15 protein-coding genes are annotated in these 16,641 nt (G+C 49.4%); 2 read left to right on the forward strand and 13 right to left on the reverse strand.

Annotated features, from left to right (window positions below; genetic code table 11):
* Positions 1 to 2: 2 nt before the first annotated feature.
* The 5 genes from fkpB to murJ form a co-directional block, all read right to left on the reverse strand.
* Entirely contained in the window at positions 3 to 434 is a 432-nt protein-coding gene (fkpB, locus tag D515_RS17340) for an FKBP-type peptidyl-prolyl cis-trans isomerase (RefSeq protein ID WP_002540348.1), read from the reverse strand.
* A 154-nt stretch (positions 435 to 588) separates the two neighbouring features.
* Entirely contained in the window at positions 589 to 1,101 is a 513-nt protein-coding gene (lspA, locus tag D515_RS17345; protein ID WP_002540350.1) for a signal peptidase II, read from the reverse strand.
* 22 nt (positions 1,102 to 1,123) lie between these two features.
* Positions 1,124 to 3,952 carry an isoleucine--tRNA ligase gene (ileS, locus tag D515_RS17350; protein ID WP_002540351.1) on the reverse strand — a complete coding sequence of 943 codons (2,829 nt, stop codon included), beginning with the start codon at positions 3,950 to 3,952 and terminating at the stop codon, positions 1,124 to 1,126.
* 33 nt (positions 3,953 to 3,985) lie between these two features.
* Positions 3,986 to 4,927 (reverse strand): bifunctional riboflavin kinase/FAD synthetase, encoded by a 942-nt coding sequence (gene ribF, locus D515_RS26060; protein WP_002540353.1) that lies wholly within the window; start codon positions 4,925 to 4,927, stop codon positions 3,986 to 3,988.
* Positions 4,928 to 4,988: 61 nt separating this feature from the next.
* The gene (gene murJ, locus D515_RS17360) at positions 4,989 to 6,548 is read right to left on the reverse strand and encodes a murein biosynthesis integral membrane protein MurJ (protein WP_002540355.1); all 1,560 of its coding nucleotides are present in this window, start codon (positions 6,546 to 6,548) and stop codon (positions 4,989 to 4,991) included.
* 296 nt (positions 6,549 to 6,844) lie between these two features.
* On the opposite strand from murJ, the gene rpsT reads away from it, so the two are divergent.
* The gene (gene rpsT, locus D515_RS17365; RefSeq protein WP_002540356.1) at positions 6,845 to 7,105 is read left to right on the forward strand and encodes a 30S ribosomal protein S20; all 261 of its coding nucleotides are present in this window, start codon (positions 6,845 to 6,847) and stop codon (positions 7,103 to 7,105) included.
* Positions 7,106 to 7,167: 62 nt separating this feature from the next.
* Here rpsT and D515_RS17370 read toward each other — a convergent pair whose 3' ends face one another.
* From D515_RS17370 to nhaA, 4 genes are all read right to left on the reverse strand, one after another.
* Positions 7,168 to 7,464 carry an ArsR/SmtB family transcription factor gene (locus D515_RS17370; protein WP_039850263.1) on the reverse strand — a complete coding sequence of 99 codons (297 nt, stop codon included), beginning with the start codon at positions 7,462 to 7,464 and terminating at the stop codon, positions 7,168 to 7,170.
* Positions 7,465 to 7,579: 115 nt separating this feature from the next.
* Positions 7,580 to 8,467: a transcriptional activator NhaR gene (gene nhaR / locus D515_RS17375; RefSeq protein WP_002540359.1), complete on the reverse strand. Its 888-nt coding sequence runs from the start codon at positions 8,465 to 8,467 to the stop codon at positions 7,580 to 7,582.
* Between the two features lie 60 nt (positions 8,468 to 8,527).
* Positions 8,528 to 8,797, reverse strand: a complete 270-nt coding sequence (locus tag D515_RS17380; protein ID WP_039850264.1) for a hypothetical protein — start codon at positions 8,795 to 8,797, stop codon at positions 8,528 to 8,530.
* Positions 8,769 to 9,959, reverse strand: coding sequence for a Na+/H+ antiporter NhaA (nhaA, locus tag D515_RS17385; RefSeq protein ID WP_002540362.1), 1,191 nt, complete (start codon positions 9,957 to 9,959; stop codon positions 8,769 to 8,771). The genes D515_RS17380 and nhaA overlap by 29 nt, the downstream gene beginning before the upstream one ends.
* A gap of 424 nt (positions 9,960 to 10,383) precedes the next feature.
* On the opposite strand from nhaA, the gene D515_RS17390 reads away from it, so the two are divergent.
* Positions 10,384 to 11,529, forward strand: coding sequence for a Na/Pi symporter (locus D515_RS17390; protein WP_002540363.1), 1,146 nt, complete (start codon positions 10,384 to 10,386; stop codon positions 11,527 to 11,529).
* 197 nt (positions 11,530 to 11,726) lie between these two features.
* Here D515_RS17390 and D515_RS17395 read toward each other — a convergent pair whose 3' ends face one another.
* From D515_RS17395 to ptsP, 4 genes are all read right to left on the reverse strand, one after another.
* On the reverse strand, positions 11,727 to 12,566 hold the full coding sequence (locus D515_RS17395) for a thymidylate synthase (RefSeq protein ID WP_002540364.1): 840 nt from the start codon (positions 12,564 to 12,566) through the stop codon (positions 11,727 to 11,729).
* A 92-nt stretch (positions 12,567 to 12,658) separates the two neighbouring features.
* Complete coding sequence (gene lgt, locus D515_RS17400) at positions 12,659 to 13,459, reverse strand: prolipoprotein diacylglyceryl transferase (protein ID WP_002540365.1); 801 nt, start codon at positions 13,457 to 13,459, stop codon at positions 12,659 to 12,661.
* A 13-nt stretch (positions 13,460 to 13,472) separates the two neighbouring features.
* Positions 13,473 to 14,279 carry a sulfite exporter TauE/SafE family protein gene (locus D515_RS17405; protein ID WP_002540367.1) on the reverse strand — a complete coding sequence of 269 codons (807 nt, stop codon included), beginning with the start codon at positions 14,277 to 14,279 and terminating at the stop codon, positions 13,473 to 13,475.
* An 87-nt stretch (positions 14,280 to 14,366) separates the two neighbouring features.
* Entirely contained in the window at positions 14,367 to 16,625 is a 2,259-nt protein-coding gene (gene ptsP / locus D515_RS17410; RefSeq protein ID WP_039850265.1) for a phosphoenolpyruvate--protein phosphotransferase, read from the reverse strand.
* Positions 16,626 to 16,641: the final 16 nt, after the last annotated feature.

The following is a 16,641-nucleotide window of genomic DNA, read 5'->3' on the forward strand; positions in this document are numbered from 1 at the left end:
TTTTAAGCAACACTGACAATTTCAACGTCAAAGATAACACGGTGTCCCGCCAGTGGGTGATTGAAATCCACTGTCACAGACTCGCCCGCCACTTCTGTGATTAAGCCTGGGATCTCCTGACTGCCTGGGCCTGAGAAGGCGATGATGGTGCCTTCTTCTGCTGGAGCATCACCCGCAAACAAGCTTCTGTCCATGTGCTGGACGTTGTCTGGGTTTGGTTGACCAAAGGCATCTTCAGGTTCAAGCGTGAAGCTTGCGGATTCACCTTCAGTTAGGCCCAGCAGACATTTTTCGAAGTTCTCCGTCAGACTACCATCGCCCATCACCAGTTTGGCTGGCTTACCAGAGGTTTTGGTGCTGTCGGCCACAGAGCCATCTTCGAGTTTGATAGTGAAGTGCATGATGACTTCGCTGTTTGCAATAATTTGCGCCATTAACTCACATCCTTTGTTGGCGGGCAATTTACCAAAAGCAACAGAGCCCTTAAATCCCCAATTTAACTTGGGTTATCAAGGTGTTTATACGACTTGGCGCCGACCACAGAGCAGTCAGCGCCAATGATTATCCCTTCGTCGCATAGCGCGAAGGTTATTCAGCTTCAGCTTGAGGCTTTTTTGATGCGATGATGCTATCCAGCACAATCAATACCGCACCAATCACAATCCCCGTATCAGCGAGGTTGAACGCTGGCCAGTGGTAGTTACCGACGTAGAAATCAAGAAAGTCGACCACATAGCCATGTACCAATCGGTCAAACAAGTTACCGATAGCGCCGCCAATGACCAAAGCATACGCAACATTCAGTATACGGTTCGTCGAGGGTGTTTGGCGCATCCAGTAAACCAACATGCCAGAAACACCCAGCGCGATGGCGGCAAAGAACCAACGTTGCCAGCCACCTGCATCGCTCAGAAAGCTGAACGCGGCGCCGTAGTTATGAACATAAAGCAGGTTAAAAAACGGCAGGACCTCAATGCGGTTCGACCAGCCGTAACCCATGGTATTCATCACCAGCAATTTGCTGCCGATATCCAGAACGAACACCAGAAGCGCTAGCCATAGCCAACGCAATCCTGATTGTTTCGCTGTCAGATCTTTCATCCAGCTTTCCTATCGTTGCCTGTTACGCGAACTGGCGCTTTTCGCCTTCGCCATCGATGTTGCTTACGCAACGGCCACAAATCGCTTCATGACCTTCGATGGTGCCAACATCCGCAACATGGTGCCAGCAACGATCGCACTTCTCTGCGTCAGACTTGGCAACAGCAACAGACAGACCTTCAACGTCAGTCGCTACCGCCGCTTCTGGTGCTGCATCAGTAGCAACGACCTCAGCTTTTGAAGTCAGCAGCACGAAGCGCAGTTCATCGCCCATTGCCTGCAGCTTGGCGGCAAACTCAGGTTTGGCATAAAGCGTTACTTCAGCTTCCAGAGAACCACCGATAGTTTTCTCGTTACGAGCAGCTTCCAGAACCTTGTTCACTGCACCGCGCACGCGAAGCAGTTCAGCCCAGAATGCGTTGTTCAGTTGCTCGTCTTCACCCAGACCGAACAGACCGTCATACCATACTTCGGTGAAAACGAACTTGTTACGGTTGCCTGGCATCTCGTTCCAGATTTCATCTGCAGTGAACGACATGATTGGCGCCATCCAGCGAACCAGTGCTTCCACAATGTGGAATAGCGCGGTTTGACAGCTACGGTGTGCGTGACCACCCGCTTTCGCGGTGTACTGACGGTCTTTAATGATGTCCAGATAGAATGAACCCATCTCAACCGAGCAGAACTGCATCAGACGTTGCGTAACAGCGTGGAAGTTACACTCTTCGAACGCTTTCACGATCTCTTCCTGAGCTTCTAGTGCTTTACCCACTGCCCAGCGGTCTGCAACTACCAGATCTTCCGCTGCAACCATATCAGTTTCAGGGTTGAAACCGTTCAGGTTCGCCAGCAGGAAGCGCGCGGTGTTACGAATACGACGGTATGCGTCTGCACTGCGTTTCAGGATTTCGTCAGAAACTGTCATCTCGCCGGTGTAGTCAGTCGATGCCACCCACAGACGCAGGATGTCGCCACCCAGCTTGTTCATCACGTCCTGAGGTGAAACCACGTTACCGATAGACTTCGACATCTTGCGGCCTTGGCCGTCAACAGTGAAGCCGTGCGTCAGAACCTGCTTGTAAGGGGCGTGGTTCTTGATCGCTACAGAGGTCATCAGGGAAGACTGGAACCAACCGCGGTGTTGGTCTGAACCTTCCAGATACATATCTACTTCATTGCCAGCAAACTCTTCACGCTGGTTAACCACTGCATAGTGCGTTGCACCTGAATCGAACCATACGTCCAGAGTGTCCAGCACTTTCTCGTAGTTCGCCGCTTCTGTACCAAGCAACTCTTCAGCCTCTAGATCCCACCATGCCTGGATGCCAGACTGTTCAACTTTCTGAGCTACTTGCTCAATCAGCTCAACGGTGTTCGGGTGAAGCTCTGCCGTTTCTTTATGAACGAACAGGGCAATTGGCACACCCCAAGTACGCTGACGTGAAATACACCAGTCAGGACGACCTTCTACCATTGACTCAATACGGTTCTGGCCCCACTCAGGGATCCACTGCACGTTTTTGATTTCTTCCAGTGCTTTTGCACGCAGGCCCGCTTTCTCCATAGAGATAAACCACTGAGGCGTTGCACGGAAGATAATTGGCGTTTTGTGGCGCCAGCAATGTGGATAGCTGTGCTCGTAAGCGTGGTGATGCAGCAGCGCACCGTGCTCTTTAAGCACTTCAACCACGTTATCGTTCGCTTTCAATACGTGTTGACCTGCAAACAGCTCTGTGTCTGGCAAGTAAACACCGTTGCTACCTACTGGGTTTGCTACTTCAAGGTTGTACTTTTGACCAACCGCGAAGTCTTCCTGGCCGTGTCCAGGTGCCGTGTGTACAACACCCGTACCTGACTCAGTGGTCACGTGATCGCCCAGGATCACTGGCACGTCGAAGCTGTAGAATGGGTGATTGAAACGCAGCAGTTCCAGCGCATCACCTTTACAGAAGCCCAGATTGTGGAAGTGCTCGATACCGGCACGATCCATCACATCTTTCGCAAGCTCTGCTGCCATGATCAGACGACGTGGCGTTTCACCTTCCACCTGAACCAGCACGTATTCCAGCGCATCAGAAACCGCTACTGCACGGTTCGCTGGCAGAGTCCAAGGTGTGGTGGTCCAGATAACGATAGACACATCACCTTGACCTGCATGACCTTCGTTCAGGTTGAACTTAGACAGCACTGCTGCTTCATCGACAGCACCGAACATGACATCGATTGAAGGAGAAACTTTGTTGTAATACTCGACTTCAGCTTCTGCCAGTGCAGAACCACAGTCTGTACACCAGTGAACAGGTTTGAAACCTTTGTGCAGGTGACCGTTACCGGCGATTTTACCCAGTGCACGGATGATGTTTGCTTCGGTATCAAAATCCATGGTCAGGTATGGTTTGTCCCACTCACCCAACACGCCCAGACGTTTGAAATCAGCCTTCTGGCCTTCAACCTGCTTCGCGGCGTACTCACGACACTTCTGACGGAATTCAGCAGCAGACACTTTCTGGCCTGGCTTGCCGACTTTCTTCTCAACCATCAGTTCAATAGGCAGGCCGTGACAGTCCCAACCTGGTACGTAAGGTGCGTCGAAGTCCGAAAGGGTTTTGGACTTAATAATAATGTCTTTAAGAATTTTGTTTACGGAGTGACCAATGTGAATATTGCCGTTCGCATACGGAGGGCCGTCATGCAAAATGAAAGATTTTTTGCCTTTCTTAGCTTTACGGATTTCACCGTAAAGATCTTCGTCGTACCAGCGCTTGAGCATCTGTGGCTCGCGCTGTGCAAGATTACCTCGCATCGGAAACGCGGTTTCCGGCAGGTTTAAGGTATCTTTAAAGTCACTCATTGATTGTTCATTCCGTATATGGACGTTTAGACATTATTTCTCATCATGCTCAGCCAGCCACGCACGCGCTGTCTGGGCATCAATTCCGATTTGGGCTTTCAACTCATCGAGCGAGCCAAATTTCATCTCGTCACGCAGTTTATGTAAAAGCTGCACTTCGATTTGAAGACCATAGAGATCACGCTCCAGGTCAAAAAGGTGTACTTCCAGTTGTTGGCGCACACCGTTGACAGTAGGCCGTGTACCGACATTCGCTACACCACCCAGCCATTGTTCTTCTTCAATTCCACCAACACGCACCACATAGACACCGGAAACCGGAGATACACGACGCTTGAGCGGAACATTTGCGGTCGGGAAGCCGATGGTTCGACCCAATTTTTTACCGTGGGAAACACGACCGCTGATGCTGTAAGGGCGGCCAAGCATAGATTCTGCTTCACTTTGATGCCCTGCAGCCAATTCGTTACGAATGGCTGTACTGCTGACACGTTGCTCAGAGACAGTAAAGCTGTCAGTACTTACCACTTCAAAGCCAGCCGTTGTCGCTTCGTTTTGCAGATAACAAAAATCGCCCTGACGCTTAGCGCCAAAGCGAAAATCATCACCAACCACGAGAAACTTAACACCCAATTGTTCAGCCAACAAGCGATGAACGAAGTCATGCGGCGTGATAGAGGCGAATTTGGCGTTGAAGTTAACCATGACGAGACGCTCAACACCCAGTTTGGCCAGTTGAACATACTTATCGCGAAGTCGGGTGAGCCTTGCCGGGGCATTTTCTCCTGAAAATAGCTCTCGCGGCTGAGGCTCAAACAGCATTACCGTTGAAGGCAATCCAAGCTCACGCGCTTTTTCCACCACGCGGCGCAGCACTTCCTGATGACCCAAATGGACACCGTCAAAGTTACCGATTGTCAGCACGCAACCACGATGTCTGTCGCGGATGTTATGGATACCCCGAATTAATTCCATAGCGGTAAAACAGCTTTCCCCTTAAAAAACCGACGGATTATATACTAATCAGAAGCCGCAATCAGCCTTCCGCGCGAAGTTGATGCGGTCTCAGGCCCAAAATTACCAGCGAGACTACGTAAGTGATTGCGCCCGCAGCAATTAAGCCGGTCAGTGTATAAACTCTTTGCCACAAATCCATCACCAGCCACTGTTCAAATACTGGCATAAAGTGATAAACCACCGCCCCCATGAGCACCACACCCAAGATAAGGCGCAAGGTGAAAATCACCGTATCTTTGCTGACGCGGTAAACCTGTTGTTTGTGGAGACCACGATACAGCAAGCCTGCATTGACTAAAGCAGATAACGCCGTCGCGATCGCCAAGCCTACATAACCGTAGAAATAGGCAAAAATCAGATTGAATACCATATTGCTTGCCATGGCGATAATGCCGTATCGCACGGGTGTTTTGGTGTCCTGCCGAGCGTAGTAGCCAGGTGCCAACACCTTTATCAACATAAAGTTAAGCAGGCCTGACGAATAAGCAATCAGTGACATGGCTGCTGCATTCACATCATCAGCGCCGAACTCGCCTCGCATGAAAAGCACCATCAACATAGGCTTGGCAAGCACAATCATACCCACCATCGCTGGAACACCAAGCAACAACACCATGCGCACCCCCCAATCCATGGTGGACGCAAATTGCCCTGAAGATTGCTCCACATGTTTTTTGGAGAGCGCAGGAAGAATCACTGTCGCGATGGCAATCCCGAACAAACCTAATGGAAACTCTAGCAAGCGATCAGAGTAGTAAAGCCAACTGATAGAACCTGTTGCCAGAAAACTCGCAATGAAGGTATCGAGCAAGAGGTTAATCTGACTAACTGAAACCCCAAACAATGCAGGAATCATCAGGGTACGAATTTTTGCCACGCCTGGGTGCGACCAGCCCCACTTAGGGCGAACCAGCATCCCTTCGCGATAAAGGAACGGGATTTGGAAACCGAACTGGATCAGGCCACCAAGAAAAACACCAATACCCAAACCTATCTCTGGCTGGTCCATGTTTGGTGATATCCATATCGCTGCCGAAATCATGGCGATATTCAGGAATACCGGCGTAAAAGAGGACACCGCAAACCGACCCAAGGTGTTTAATATTGACCCAGCCAGTGCCACAAAGGTAATAAACCAAAGGTATGGGAAGGTGATCTTTAGTATCAGAGAGGCCAGCTCAAATTTGTGTGACGAAGGGCCATCGTTCACCCAATCAAGGAACCACCCCATCCCGAACAAGGCAGTGATAACCGGTGAGGCAATCACACCAATCAAGGTGACTATTGTCACCAACAGACCCAGTGTGCCCGACACATACGCAATCAGTTCCCGGGTTTTGGTTTTATCATCACTGGCTTGATATTCTGCCAGCACTGGGACGAAAGCCTGTGAGAATGCACCTTCAGCGAAAAGACGTCGCAGGAAGTTAGGGATTTTGTTGGCAAAGAAGAAAACATCCGCCGCCGCGCCTGCACCCATTAAATTCGCTATCACCACATCGCGTACAAGACCCATAACGCGCGAAATCATGGTCATTGAACTGACAATCAATCCAGAGCGAAGTAATCGCTTTGACACCTATATCCCCTTAAAAAACAAAAGGAAGTAAACCTGCCTGCCTGTCGCCCGCGCCCCCTGTAGTTATAAAAAGAAAGGAGGCATCTTGAATAGCACGAAAAGCACAGATAAAAGGCTTACTTCAAGTAAAGAATGCTGGTAGAATCTGCCGCCATATTAACCGCGATGTTCGCAGCACGCCAATCTTAAGGTGAGTGCGGCGGATATTTGCACAAATGAATTGACAACTCGGGTAAAACGAGGCATATTCCTCGGCCTTAAATTGTCACCGAATATAAGATTTGGGAGTTAGACCCTTGGCGAATATCAAATCTGCTAAGAAGCGTGCAATCCAATCTGAGAAGCGTCGCCAGCACAATGCAAGCCGTCGCTCAATGATGCGCACTTACATGAAAAAAACTATCGCAGCTATCGCAGCAGGCGATAAAGAAGCGGCTACTAAAGCATTTGCTGAAGCGCAACCTATCCTGGACCGCATGGCTACTAAAGGCCTGATCCACAAGAACAAGGCTGCTCGTCATAAAGCTGCTCTGGCTGCTCAAATCAAAGCTCTGTAATAGCGCTCCGATTTGAAATAAAAAAACCGGCTCATGGCCGGTTTTTTTATTTGTTCAACGTTTTACTTCGCGCAATACAACTGGTGCAGCGTAGTCATGATGGTTTGCACTTCAACACTCTTCAGCGAATAGTAGACGGTCTGCGCTTCTTTCCTTGTTGCTACCAGACCATCGCGTCTCAACCAAGCCAAGTGCTGAGATAATGCAGACTGACTGAGCTGGAGCTTCTCACTCAGCGTACCAACAGACATTTCCCCTTCCAGCAGATAACAAAGTATGAAGAGTCTGCGCTCGTTTGCCATTGCTTTTAGCAACTGCACTGCCTTTGGCCCAGCTTCTTGCATTTTTTCTAGTTCCATACTTACTGCCTGCAAAAATTACATCTAAAGGTTTGTTTGTGTTTGACTTAAGTTTAACACTGTTCAGGTCAGTAACAACGGTTCGCAACTAAGAATGCTATATAGAAGTTGAGAATTAGTGAAACAACTTGCTGAAATCAGCTTCACATATGCGTTTTACTGCAGGGTGCTGGATCATACGCTCAGCGAAAATCACGTAGTATTCCTCTTTAAGTGCTTCAACTTTCGCTACTTCCATCACATTCGGTAATTCCAGCACATCTGAAGAGTAAAATGTCGGCGCAACAAACATGGCTTTATGATTCGAGCCAAACGCTTTCATCAATGCCGCATCATCAAACTCTCCCAGAATGGTGGGCGTGATACCCTGGCTATCAAACCAATGCATTAACTTTCGCCCCATGGCCGTGCGTGTACTAGGGATTAACAATTTATGCTCTTCAATGACAGCAGGAAAACGCTTCTTGGAGATATCCCCTGAGCAGAAAAAGCTCATCATGCTCTCGCCTATCTTCACACTGAATAACCCAGGGCTTTGTGTTGAATCAACCGGGCAATCAGACAGGATCATATCCAGCTTATGCTGACTAAGCTGCTCCAACAGCAACTCATGGGTCGATTCAAAGCAACGTAGATGAATGCCATCATCTTCCGGCAATGCTTTCAGCAACACACGACTCACTAGGCTTTTCGAAAGTGCGTCTGCCACCCCAACATCAAACAGCTGATGCTCACGTTGACTGTAATTCACGATATCGAGCATTTCATAGCTCAGGCCAAACATCTTATCCGCATACTTAAATACGAGCTGCCCAAGCTCTGTGGGCTCAATGTTTCTTCCTGCACGTTTGGTCAGCTTACCTTTGAGCCGCTCTTCTAGCGCCCTGATTTGTCCTGTAACGGTCTGTGGCGTCAGAAACAAGGCATCAGCCGCCTTGGACACTGAACCTTGCTTACAGACCATCCAGAAGTAATAGAGGTGGTTATAATTTAAATGTGACATGTGTTCTCAACGAAAAAACGCCAGACACGTTATCCGCGACTGGCGTTTTGAACTGGTAGCTTATCCTTTCTTGGCAATGGTGGAGGTCTTGTAGCGACCTCCGGCGCGCTGTTCCAGCGCTCTGCCTAATAAGGTGTCTTTGTCGACGCTTGGCGTTGTTGTCAGCGATGCTTTTTCAACAACCTCAGGTTGGGTTGTTTCCAGCCCGGCTAAAAACGCTTTACACACTTCTGTTGAATTATCATCGAAACAGTGTGAGTAATTGTTCGCAGCCAGTGCCGGTGTAGCAAAAAGCACTCCGCTAATAATCAATGCTAACTTTTTTCTCATCGCTATCTTCCTCCACCTCACTCGATTTCGGCAATACAGCATTCAGCAGGGCATAACCTGCCACAGCCGAGATAGTTGAACCAATCAAAATGCCCAGTCGTGAGAAGGTAATATAGCTTTCATCCACACCAACAAACGCCAGAGACGAAATGAAGATGGACATGGTAAAGCCGATACCACACAACAATGACACGGCAAAGATTTGCTTAAAGTTTACGTTTTCAGGCAGGCGAGCAATACCCAGTTTTACTGACGCCCAGCTCAGGGTAAAGATACCCAGAGGCTTACCAATCAACAGACCCAATGCAATCCCCAATGGAAGCGTATTAGTTAGACTTTCTATTGATACGCCTTCCAGTGACACACCAGCATTTGCGAACGCAAAGATAGGCAGAATTAAGAAAGCAGCGTACGGGTGAATCGCATGTTCGAGCTCTTTCAGTGGTGACTTACCGTCCTTTCCACCTTCAAGCGGAATCACAAAACCCAGCACTACGCCCGCCAGTGTCGCATGAACACCTGACTTCAAAACGCTGACCCAGAGAATTGCCCCCACGAGTAAGTACCACCGGGTCTGAGTGACACCCTTGGCATTCATCAGGAAGAGTGCTGCTGTAGCCAAGAAGGCAACTGTCAGTGCTGTAATGGAGAGATCACTACTATAGAACAAAGCAATAATCACGATAACGCCAAGGTCATCAATAATCGCCAGCGCGAGCAGGAAGACTTTCAGTGCCAACGGAACGCGCTTGCCCAGCAGCGCCATCACACCCAGTGCGAATGCAATGTCCGTCGCGGCTGGAATTGCCCAACCCGCTTGGGTGACAGGGTCGCCAGCATTAAATGCCAGATATACCGCGGCAGGTGCTACCATACCGCCGACAGCAGCAATAGCAGGGAAGATGGCTTTTTCTTTGGTATTCAGAGCGCCTTCAATCAGCTCCCTTTTAACCTCAAGTCCAATCAGTAAGAAAAAGATGGCCATGAGGCCGTCATTAATCCAATGTGCAACAGACAAACCTGCTATGTAGCTATGAAGCGCACCGTCATACAGTGGTTGCAAAGGCGAGTTGGCAATAATGATCGCCAGAATCGCAGCAACGATCAGCACTAAACCACCAGCTGATTCCATCTTCATAAACTGACGAATCGCATCAGTCATTAAAAGCACTCCGTTAAATTAGTTAATCTCTACTAGTCTAGGCGCCGATCATCGATAAAGAAAAATCGGTTCTTCGGAGATTAAACATCGAAATATCCGAAGTATCCAATCAAAGTTGTTACTTTTTTCGCAAAGAAAATCGGTGACTCTGTAATAAACGTTCCAGCCCAGCCTGCATCAAGCCTTAAAACGGTTCAAGTGCCTATTTTTTATACTGCGATTTCCCCCCTTACAAAAATAACTTATCCTCATGTTTTTTATAGGAATATGGACACGTGACACAAAGTCTTTACACCCTTTCTTATCAATGGCTGATACACCACCTTATAACTGTCATATTAGTGAAATATTTCGTACCTAATATCCGCGCCAGATTCTTTCACTGACACAAATCTGACATTTAACTGTCACGGAGATTTCTCTTATGACCTCCCAAGCTTCTACTGCTGCACCGATTAACAGCTCTAAGAATTGGGTACGTTGGGCCAACCTGGCACTTATGCTTTATGTACTGCTTCTGGCAGTTTCCATGGTTGGAAGTGGTTTCAAATGGGCTGCGGGTGACGAGGCGAGAACCTTGTTTGAATTCGCATCTCATCCCGTTGCGGGTCTGATGATTGGTATCGTAGCGACAGCGCTCATCCAGTCTTCCAGTACTGTAACTTCTATTATTGTTGGTCTCGTCGCTGGCGGCCTGCCAGTTGAAACAGCCATTCCTATGGTGATGGGTGCAAACATTGGCACTACCGTGACCAACACATTGGTAAGTCTAGGTCACGCGCGTTGCAAAGATGAATTCCGCCGTGCATTTACCTGTGCAACTGTTCACGACTTCTTTAACCTGATTGCTGTAGCTATCTTCCTGCCGCTGGAAATGATGTTCGGCCTGCTGGACAAGATCTCAAGCTGGTTGGTGGCGCCTTTCATGTTTGAAGGCAGCCTGAGCATGAAAGGTCTGGACTTTATGGGTCCAATCACCAAGCCACTGGTTAATGGCACTAAAGATATGCTGTCTACACTGCCAGGTAGCTGGGGCGGCATCGTACTGGCTCTACTGGGTATTGCACTGATCTTCGCTTCTATCACCATGATGGGCAAACTGATGCGCTCTCTGATGGTAGGCCGTGCAAAAGAAATGCTGCACAAAGCGATTGGCCGCGGTCCTATCCACGGCATCATGTCAGGTACTTTGGTTACCATTCTGGTTCAGTCTTCTTCTACGACGACCAGCCTGATGGTTCCACTGGTAGGTACCAACGTACTGAAAGTACGTGACGTGTATCCGTTCACTTTGGGCGCGAACATCGGTACCTGTATCACTGCTCTGCTGGCAGCTACGGCAGTGACCGGTCCTAACGCAGTGTTTGCCCTGCAGATCGCTTTGGTACACCTGGCGTTCAACATCATGGCAACCCTGCTGATCTTCGGTACACCATTCCTGCGCGAAATCCCACTGAAGTGTGCGGAAATGCTGGGTGAAGCGGCAGCGAAGAACAAGATGGCTGTCGTGGCTTACTTAGGTCTGGTATTTATCGCGATTCCTTCGCTGGTGATGCTGGTAACCCAGTAAGCAATACTGACAAACTGATTTGAAAACGCCCGCTGATGCGGGCGTTTTTGTATTTAGGGTCCTGGAGCAATTATTCAAGAACATCGAGACATTAAAAAAGCGGCACTGGTGATCAGTTGCCGCTTTTTCTATTCCTAGGATCTGCTCTTGCTCTTTCTAGGACCTAGGATCTTCTTTTCCTAGAACCCTTAACCCTATTAAACCGCAATCGGCGCTTTAATCGATGGCAGCGCTTCGTAACCTTCAATCTCAAAGTCTTCTAGTTTGTAGTCGAAGATAGAGTCAGGCTTACGTTTGATTGTCAGGGTTGGTCGATTACCCGGCTCACGCTTGAGCTGCTCGTAAACGATATCATCGGTCAGGTGATTGTGATAAAGGTGAACATCACCGAAGGTATGAACGAAATCACCGACTTCCAAATCGCACTGCTGCGCAATCATATGGGTGAACAGCGCGTAACTCGCAATGTTGAACGGCACACCCAGGAAGTAATCGGCGCTACGCTGATAAAGCTGACAAGATAGCTTGCCATCAGCTACGTAGAACTGAAACAAACAGTGGCAAGGAGCCAGTGCCATTTTTCCTTGCTCTGCATTAGTTTGCGGGCTGATAGTCTCGTCAGGCAGGTCAGCAGGGTTCCACGCCGTAATGATATGGCGGCGTGAATTTGGTTTAGTTTTGATCTGCTCAATCAGCTCGGCAATCTGGTCAACAGTAGAACCATCCGGACATGCCCATGAACGCCACTGAGCACCATACACCGGGCCCAGATCGCCCTCGCCTGTTGCCCACTCGTCCCAGATTGTCACGTTATTGTCTTGCAGATACTTAATGTTGGTATCGCCATTGAGGAACCACAGCAGCTCATGAATGATGGCACGAGTGTAAAGCTTCTTGGTTGTCAGCAGCGGAAAGCCTTCACTGAGATCAAAACGCATCTGACGACCAAAAACTGAACGTGTACCTACACCGGTGCGGTCACCGCGGTCTGTGCCGTTATCAATGATATCCTGCATCAAATCAAGATATTGCTTCATGGTTCTTCCTTTCGTTTACTACCCGCTACAGCGGGGTGACAAATCACAAATATAAAGAAAGCCGCAGGGATCTGCGGCTTAAACTGAAAATGTTATGCGGAGCGCGCTGCGCTTGGGTCTCTGCGATAGGCCCAGACTACCATCAACACACCCACAATAATCATTGGCGTCGACAATATTTGTCCCATGCTGATCCAATCGCCAAATAGGCCCAAGTGTGCATCAGGCTCGCGATAAAACTCGACAATAAAGCGGAATGCCCCGTAACCTATCAGGAATAGACCGGAAACGGCACCGGCAGGCCGCGGCTTCTTAATAAACCAGTTCAGGATGAGGAACAACACGATGCCTTCCAGCAAAAACTCATAAAGCTGCGAAGGGTGACGGGCAATCGGTCCTCCCGTTGGGAAAATCATGCCCCATGGCATGTCTGTCGAACGTCCCCAGAGTTCGCCATTGATAAAGTTGCCCAGACGACCTGCGCCCAGACCAAATGGCACCAGTGGCGCGATAAAATCAGATACCGCAAAGAATGTCCGCTTGGTCTTTCGGGCATACCAAGCCATGGCTGCAATCACACCCAGCAATCCACCATGGAAAGACATGCCGCCCGTCCAGACTTTGAACAGGAAGAGCGGATCTGCAAGAAATGCGTCGAATTGGTAAAAAAGCACATAGCCAATGCGGCCGCCCAACACCACACCCAGAAAGCCCGCAAAGAGTAGATCACTGACTTCATCCCGCGTCCATCCGCTGCCCGGCTTATCTGCACGGCGGTTTGCCAGCCAAAGAGCAAAGGCAAAACCGGCGAGGTACATCAAGCCATACCAGCGTACTGCAAGCGGCCCGATTTCAATCAGGACAGGATCTATTTGAGGGAATGTCAGTGACATGAATTCGTCTTCCTTAGCTAAAAAACATGCTTGCGCCCACCAGGAGCAAGAATACCGCGAATACGCGTTTTATAATGGGTGTCGGTAAACGGGTCGCAAGTCTCGCCCCGTAACGCGTTGTCATTACGGAAGTGACTACAATACCAATCAATGCTGGCAAGTAAACATACCCCACACTATAAGGTGGTAATGTCTCGGGTTGCGTCAGCCCGAAAAAGATAAAACCTATGACACCGGAAAGCGCCAAAAAGACACCGCACAATGATGCACTGCCAATGGCTTTGCGCATTTCGACGCCATGATAGTTAAGATAAGGCACGGTCAATGAGCCGCCACCAATTCCCGCAAGGCTCGCTATCATACCAATCGCAGTCCCACTGGTCATGCTACCAAGCGGAGAAGGTAGTGGTCTGGCTGATTTTATCCGAAGTGACAGCGCCATTTGCAGAGCAAGCAACAGCACAATAATCCCGAAGACTTTCGGCAAATATTCCGTTGGCATTCTGTCGGCAATCGCACTGCCAAACAGCCCGCCCAGCAAAATACCCGGTAACAAGGTTTTAATGATGGAAGGCTGAACATTGCCCAGGCGATAGTGTGTATAAGCGGAGGAAGATGACGTGATCACAATGCTTGCTAGCGATGTGGCGAGTGCCATGGGCATCACGAGATTGGAAGAAATCCCCGCCCAAGGCAGAAGCACGCTAAGCGCTGGCACGACAATCAGGCCACCGCCGATCCCTAAAAGCCCGGCTAACAGACCAACAACGCCCCCGACGGCAAGACAAACGCCAAACAACCACAATGTGGCTTCTAACATGGAATATTCCTATTGGTGCTGCACTTTTTAAATAGCCAGATCACCTTATTTATTTGCCCTGAGCTTTACGTCCGAGTATCGCTGTGGCTACTTACCTACCCGGATCAAACCGCCGAGATTGTACTGTTCTAAAAAGGCTTCTGAAGCATTTCTTATATCACGCGCTAATGACAGTTGTTGGACAGTCGCCGCGTGCGACTCAAGCTGCTTACTTGGAATATGGCGCAAAACGTATTTGATTTTCGCGACACTCCGCGTATTCATGCTGAGCTGTCTGTACCCCATTCCCACCAACAGTGATGCACCGATAGGATCACCAGCAAACTCACCACAGACACTCACAGGTAATTTAAGCCGCTTGCTGTTGTCGAGAATTTGCCTAAGCACCGCCAACACTGAAGGGTGGAATGTATCATAGACCTCTGCCACGCGGGCGTTGTTTCTGTCCACCGCCAGCAAATACTGTGTGAGGTCATTGGTGCCGACAGAGAGAAAGTCGATGTGAGGAGCAATGGCGTCCAATTGGTAGAGCACGGAAGGAACTTCTACCATGATCCCAAGTTTTGGCAGCTTCAAGGTCTCACCTTGCGCATCCGCCATTTCCATGACTTCCGCAAAGGCTCTCTCTACCAGTGCTTTGGCTTCTAACAGCTCAGACAAACCAGAGATCATCGGCAGCAGGATGGAGAGATTATCGCGTCCGATGCTGGCACGCAGCATAGCTCGAACCTGAATCAGGAAGATATCTGGATGGTCCAGAGTAAAACGGATCCCGCGCCAGCCAAGGAAGGGATTGTCCTCTTCGATTTTGAGATAAGGCAATGGTTTGTCACCGCCAATATCCAGTGTGCGCATGACCACTGGCTGCTTGGGATAGCAATCCAGAATCGCACGGTATTGATTCACCTGATCGTCTTCCGATGGGAAACTTCTTTGCATCAGAAACGGCACTTCGGTGCGGTAGAGGCCAACACCATCTACTCCACGGTTGATAGCAATGCTGGTATCAGCACTGAGTCCCGCATTCAAATGGACTTCTACCCGCACACCATCAGACGTTTCTGTCTTCTTCGTGAAAGTACTTTCGACTTCCTGTTGAAGCTCCAATTCTTCGTCACGAAGACGCTCATACTCTTCAAGAACCTGAGGTGCTGGCTCAACCAGCAAACGCCCCTTGAAACCATCCAGCACGATTTGCTTGCGGTGCACCAACTGCGGGCTGAATTCCACGCCCATGACAGCTGGAATACCCAAGGCTCTTGCCAAAATGGCAGCGTGCGCATTCACTGCCCCTTCTTCTGCAACCACACCCGCCAGACGATCGCGTGGGATGGCGGCCAGCATGGCTGCCGTTAATTCACGGGCAAACAGCACAATAGGCTCGTCAAAATTCCACTGCTTTATTTCCTGATTCTCAAGGAAATAAAGCAAGCGTTGACCCAGTTCTTTCACGTCATTAGCACGTTCGCGAAGATAAGGATCTGACATGTTCTGGAAACGCTCAGAAAACGCGTCAATGGTTTGCTTTACCGCCCACTCTGCCAAATCGCCATTCTGAATGCGCTCATTCATCGCCTTTCGCAGCATGGGATCATTCAGAAGGTGGATAAAAAGATCAAAGATCGCCAGCGTGTCCTGATTCAGTTCACTGTCAAACCGCTTTCGCAAACGGCGGAATTCGGTAATGGCTGCGCTGATAGCACCATCCAATCTGTCGCGTTCTTTTTGTGTATCAAGGCAAGATGCCGGAAAGACCAAATCCAACCGTGGCTGGGATACATCACACCAGGCTTTGGCTATAGCAACCCCAGGAGATGCAGCAGCACCTTCTAAAAGTAAGGCGCCTTTTGCGTTGTTGGGCCAAAAGCCTTGCGCCTTGGCGTGAGCAAAAACTACCGCAAGTTGGGCCGCCAACGTGACCAGAAAAGATTCTTCACTTTCATCAAACTGGCGAGAATCGCGCTGCTGGACAACCAAAACTCCCAGCACTTTTCGGCGATAAATAATCGGTGTGCCAAGAAAGGCTTGGAAAATATCTTCGCCGATATCAGGAAAATGTTTGAAGTCGCTATGCGAACTGGCGAGTGCAAGGTTGATGGGTTCGGCACGACGGCCAACTAACCCCACCAAGCCTTCATCAAAGGAGAGAGAAACACGGCGAGCACGGGCATTAAGTCCCTGCGTCGCCATAAGATCATATTGTTCACGGTCATGATCCGCGATATAAACCGAGCAGCACTCCGTCTCCATCGCAGAACAGGTCTCACGTACTAAGACATTAAGCGCCTGTTTGACGTCGGTGGACGACGCTACATTGTTAACGATATCCCTCAGTTTCGTCAGCATCGGCGCCCTCGACGTT

The sequence above is a fragment of the Grimontia indica genome (assembly GCF_000333895.2).
In the GTDB taxonomy this organism is placed as follows: Bacteria; Pseudomonadota; Gammaproteobacteria; order Enterobacterales; family Vibrionaceae; genus Enterovibrio; species Enterovibrio indicus.

Bases quoted from the DNA above. Each gene is read 5' to 3' on its own strand.
- ribF (WP_002540353.1), bottom strand. From the start codon at position 4,927: ATGGAATTAATTCGGGGTATCCATAACATCCGCGACAGACATCGTGGT.
- lspA (WP_002540350.1), bottom strand. From the start codon at position 1,101: ATGAAAGATCTGACAGCGAAACAATCAGGATTGCGTTGGCTATGGCTA.
- nhaR (WP_002540359.1), bottom strand. From the start codon at position 8,467: ATGTCACATTTAAATTATAACCACCTCTATTACTTCTGGATGGTCTGT.
- D515_RS17390 (WP_002540363.1), top strand. From the start codon at position 10,384: ATGACCTCCCAAGCTTCTACTGCTGCACCGATTAACAGCTCTAAGAAT.
- D515_RS17395 (WP_002540364.1), bottom strand. From the start codon at position 12,566: ATGAAGCAATATCTTGATTTGATGCAGGATATCATTGATAACGGCACA.
- D515_RS17370 (WP_039850263.1), bottom strand. From the start codon at position 7,464: ATGGAACTAGAAAAAATGCAAGAAGCTGGGCCAAAGGCAGTGCAGTTG.
- fkpB (WP_002540348.1), bottom strand. From the start codon at position 434: ATGGCGCAAATTATTGCAAACAGCGAAGTCATCATGCACTTCACTATC.
- ileS (WP_002540351.1), bottom strand. From the start codon at position 3,952: ATGAGTGACTTTAAAGATACCTTAAACCTGCCGGAAACCGCGTTTCCG.
- ptsP (WP_039850265.1), bottom strand. From the start codon at position 16,625: ATGCTGACGAAACTGAGGGATATCGTTAACAATGTAGCGTCGTCCACC.
- D515_RS17405 (WP_002540367.1), bottom strand. From the start codon at position 14,279: ATGTTAGAAGCCACATTGTGGTTGTTTGGCGTTTGTCTTGCCGTCGGG.
- D515_RS17380 (WP_039850264.1), bottom strand. From the start codon at position 8,797: ATGAGAAAAAAGTTAGCATTGATTATTAGCGGAGTGCTTTTTGCTACA.
- lgt (WP_002540365.1), bottom strand. From the start codon at position 13,459: ATGTCACTGACATTCCCTCAAATAGATCCTGTCCTGATTGAAATCGGG.
- nhaA (WP_002540362.1), bottom strand. From the start codon at position 9,959: ATGACTGATGCGATTCGTCAGTTTATGAAGATGGAATCAGCTGGTGGT.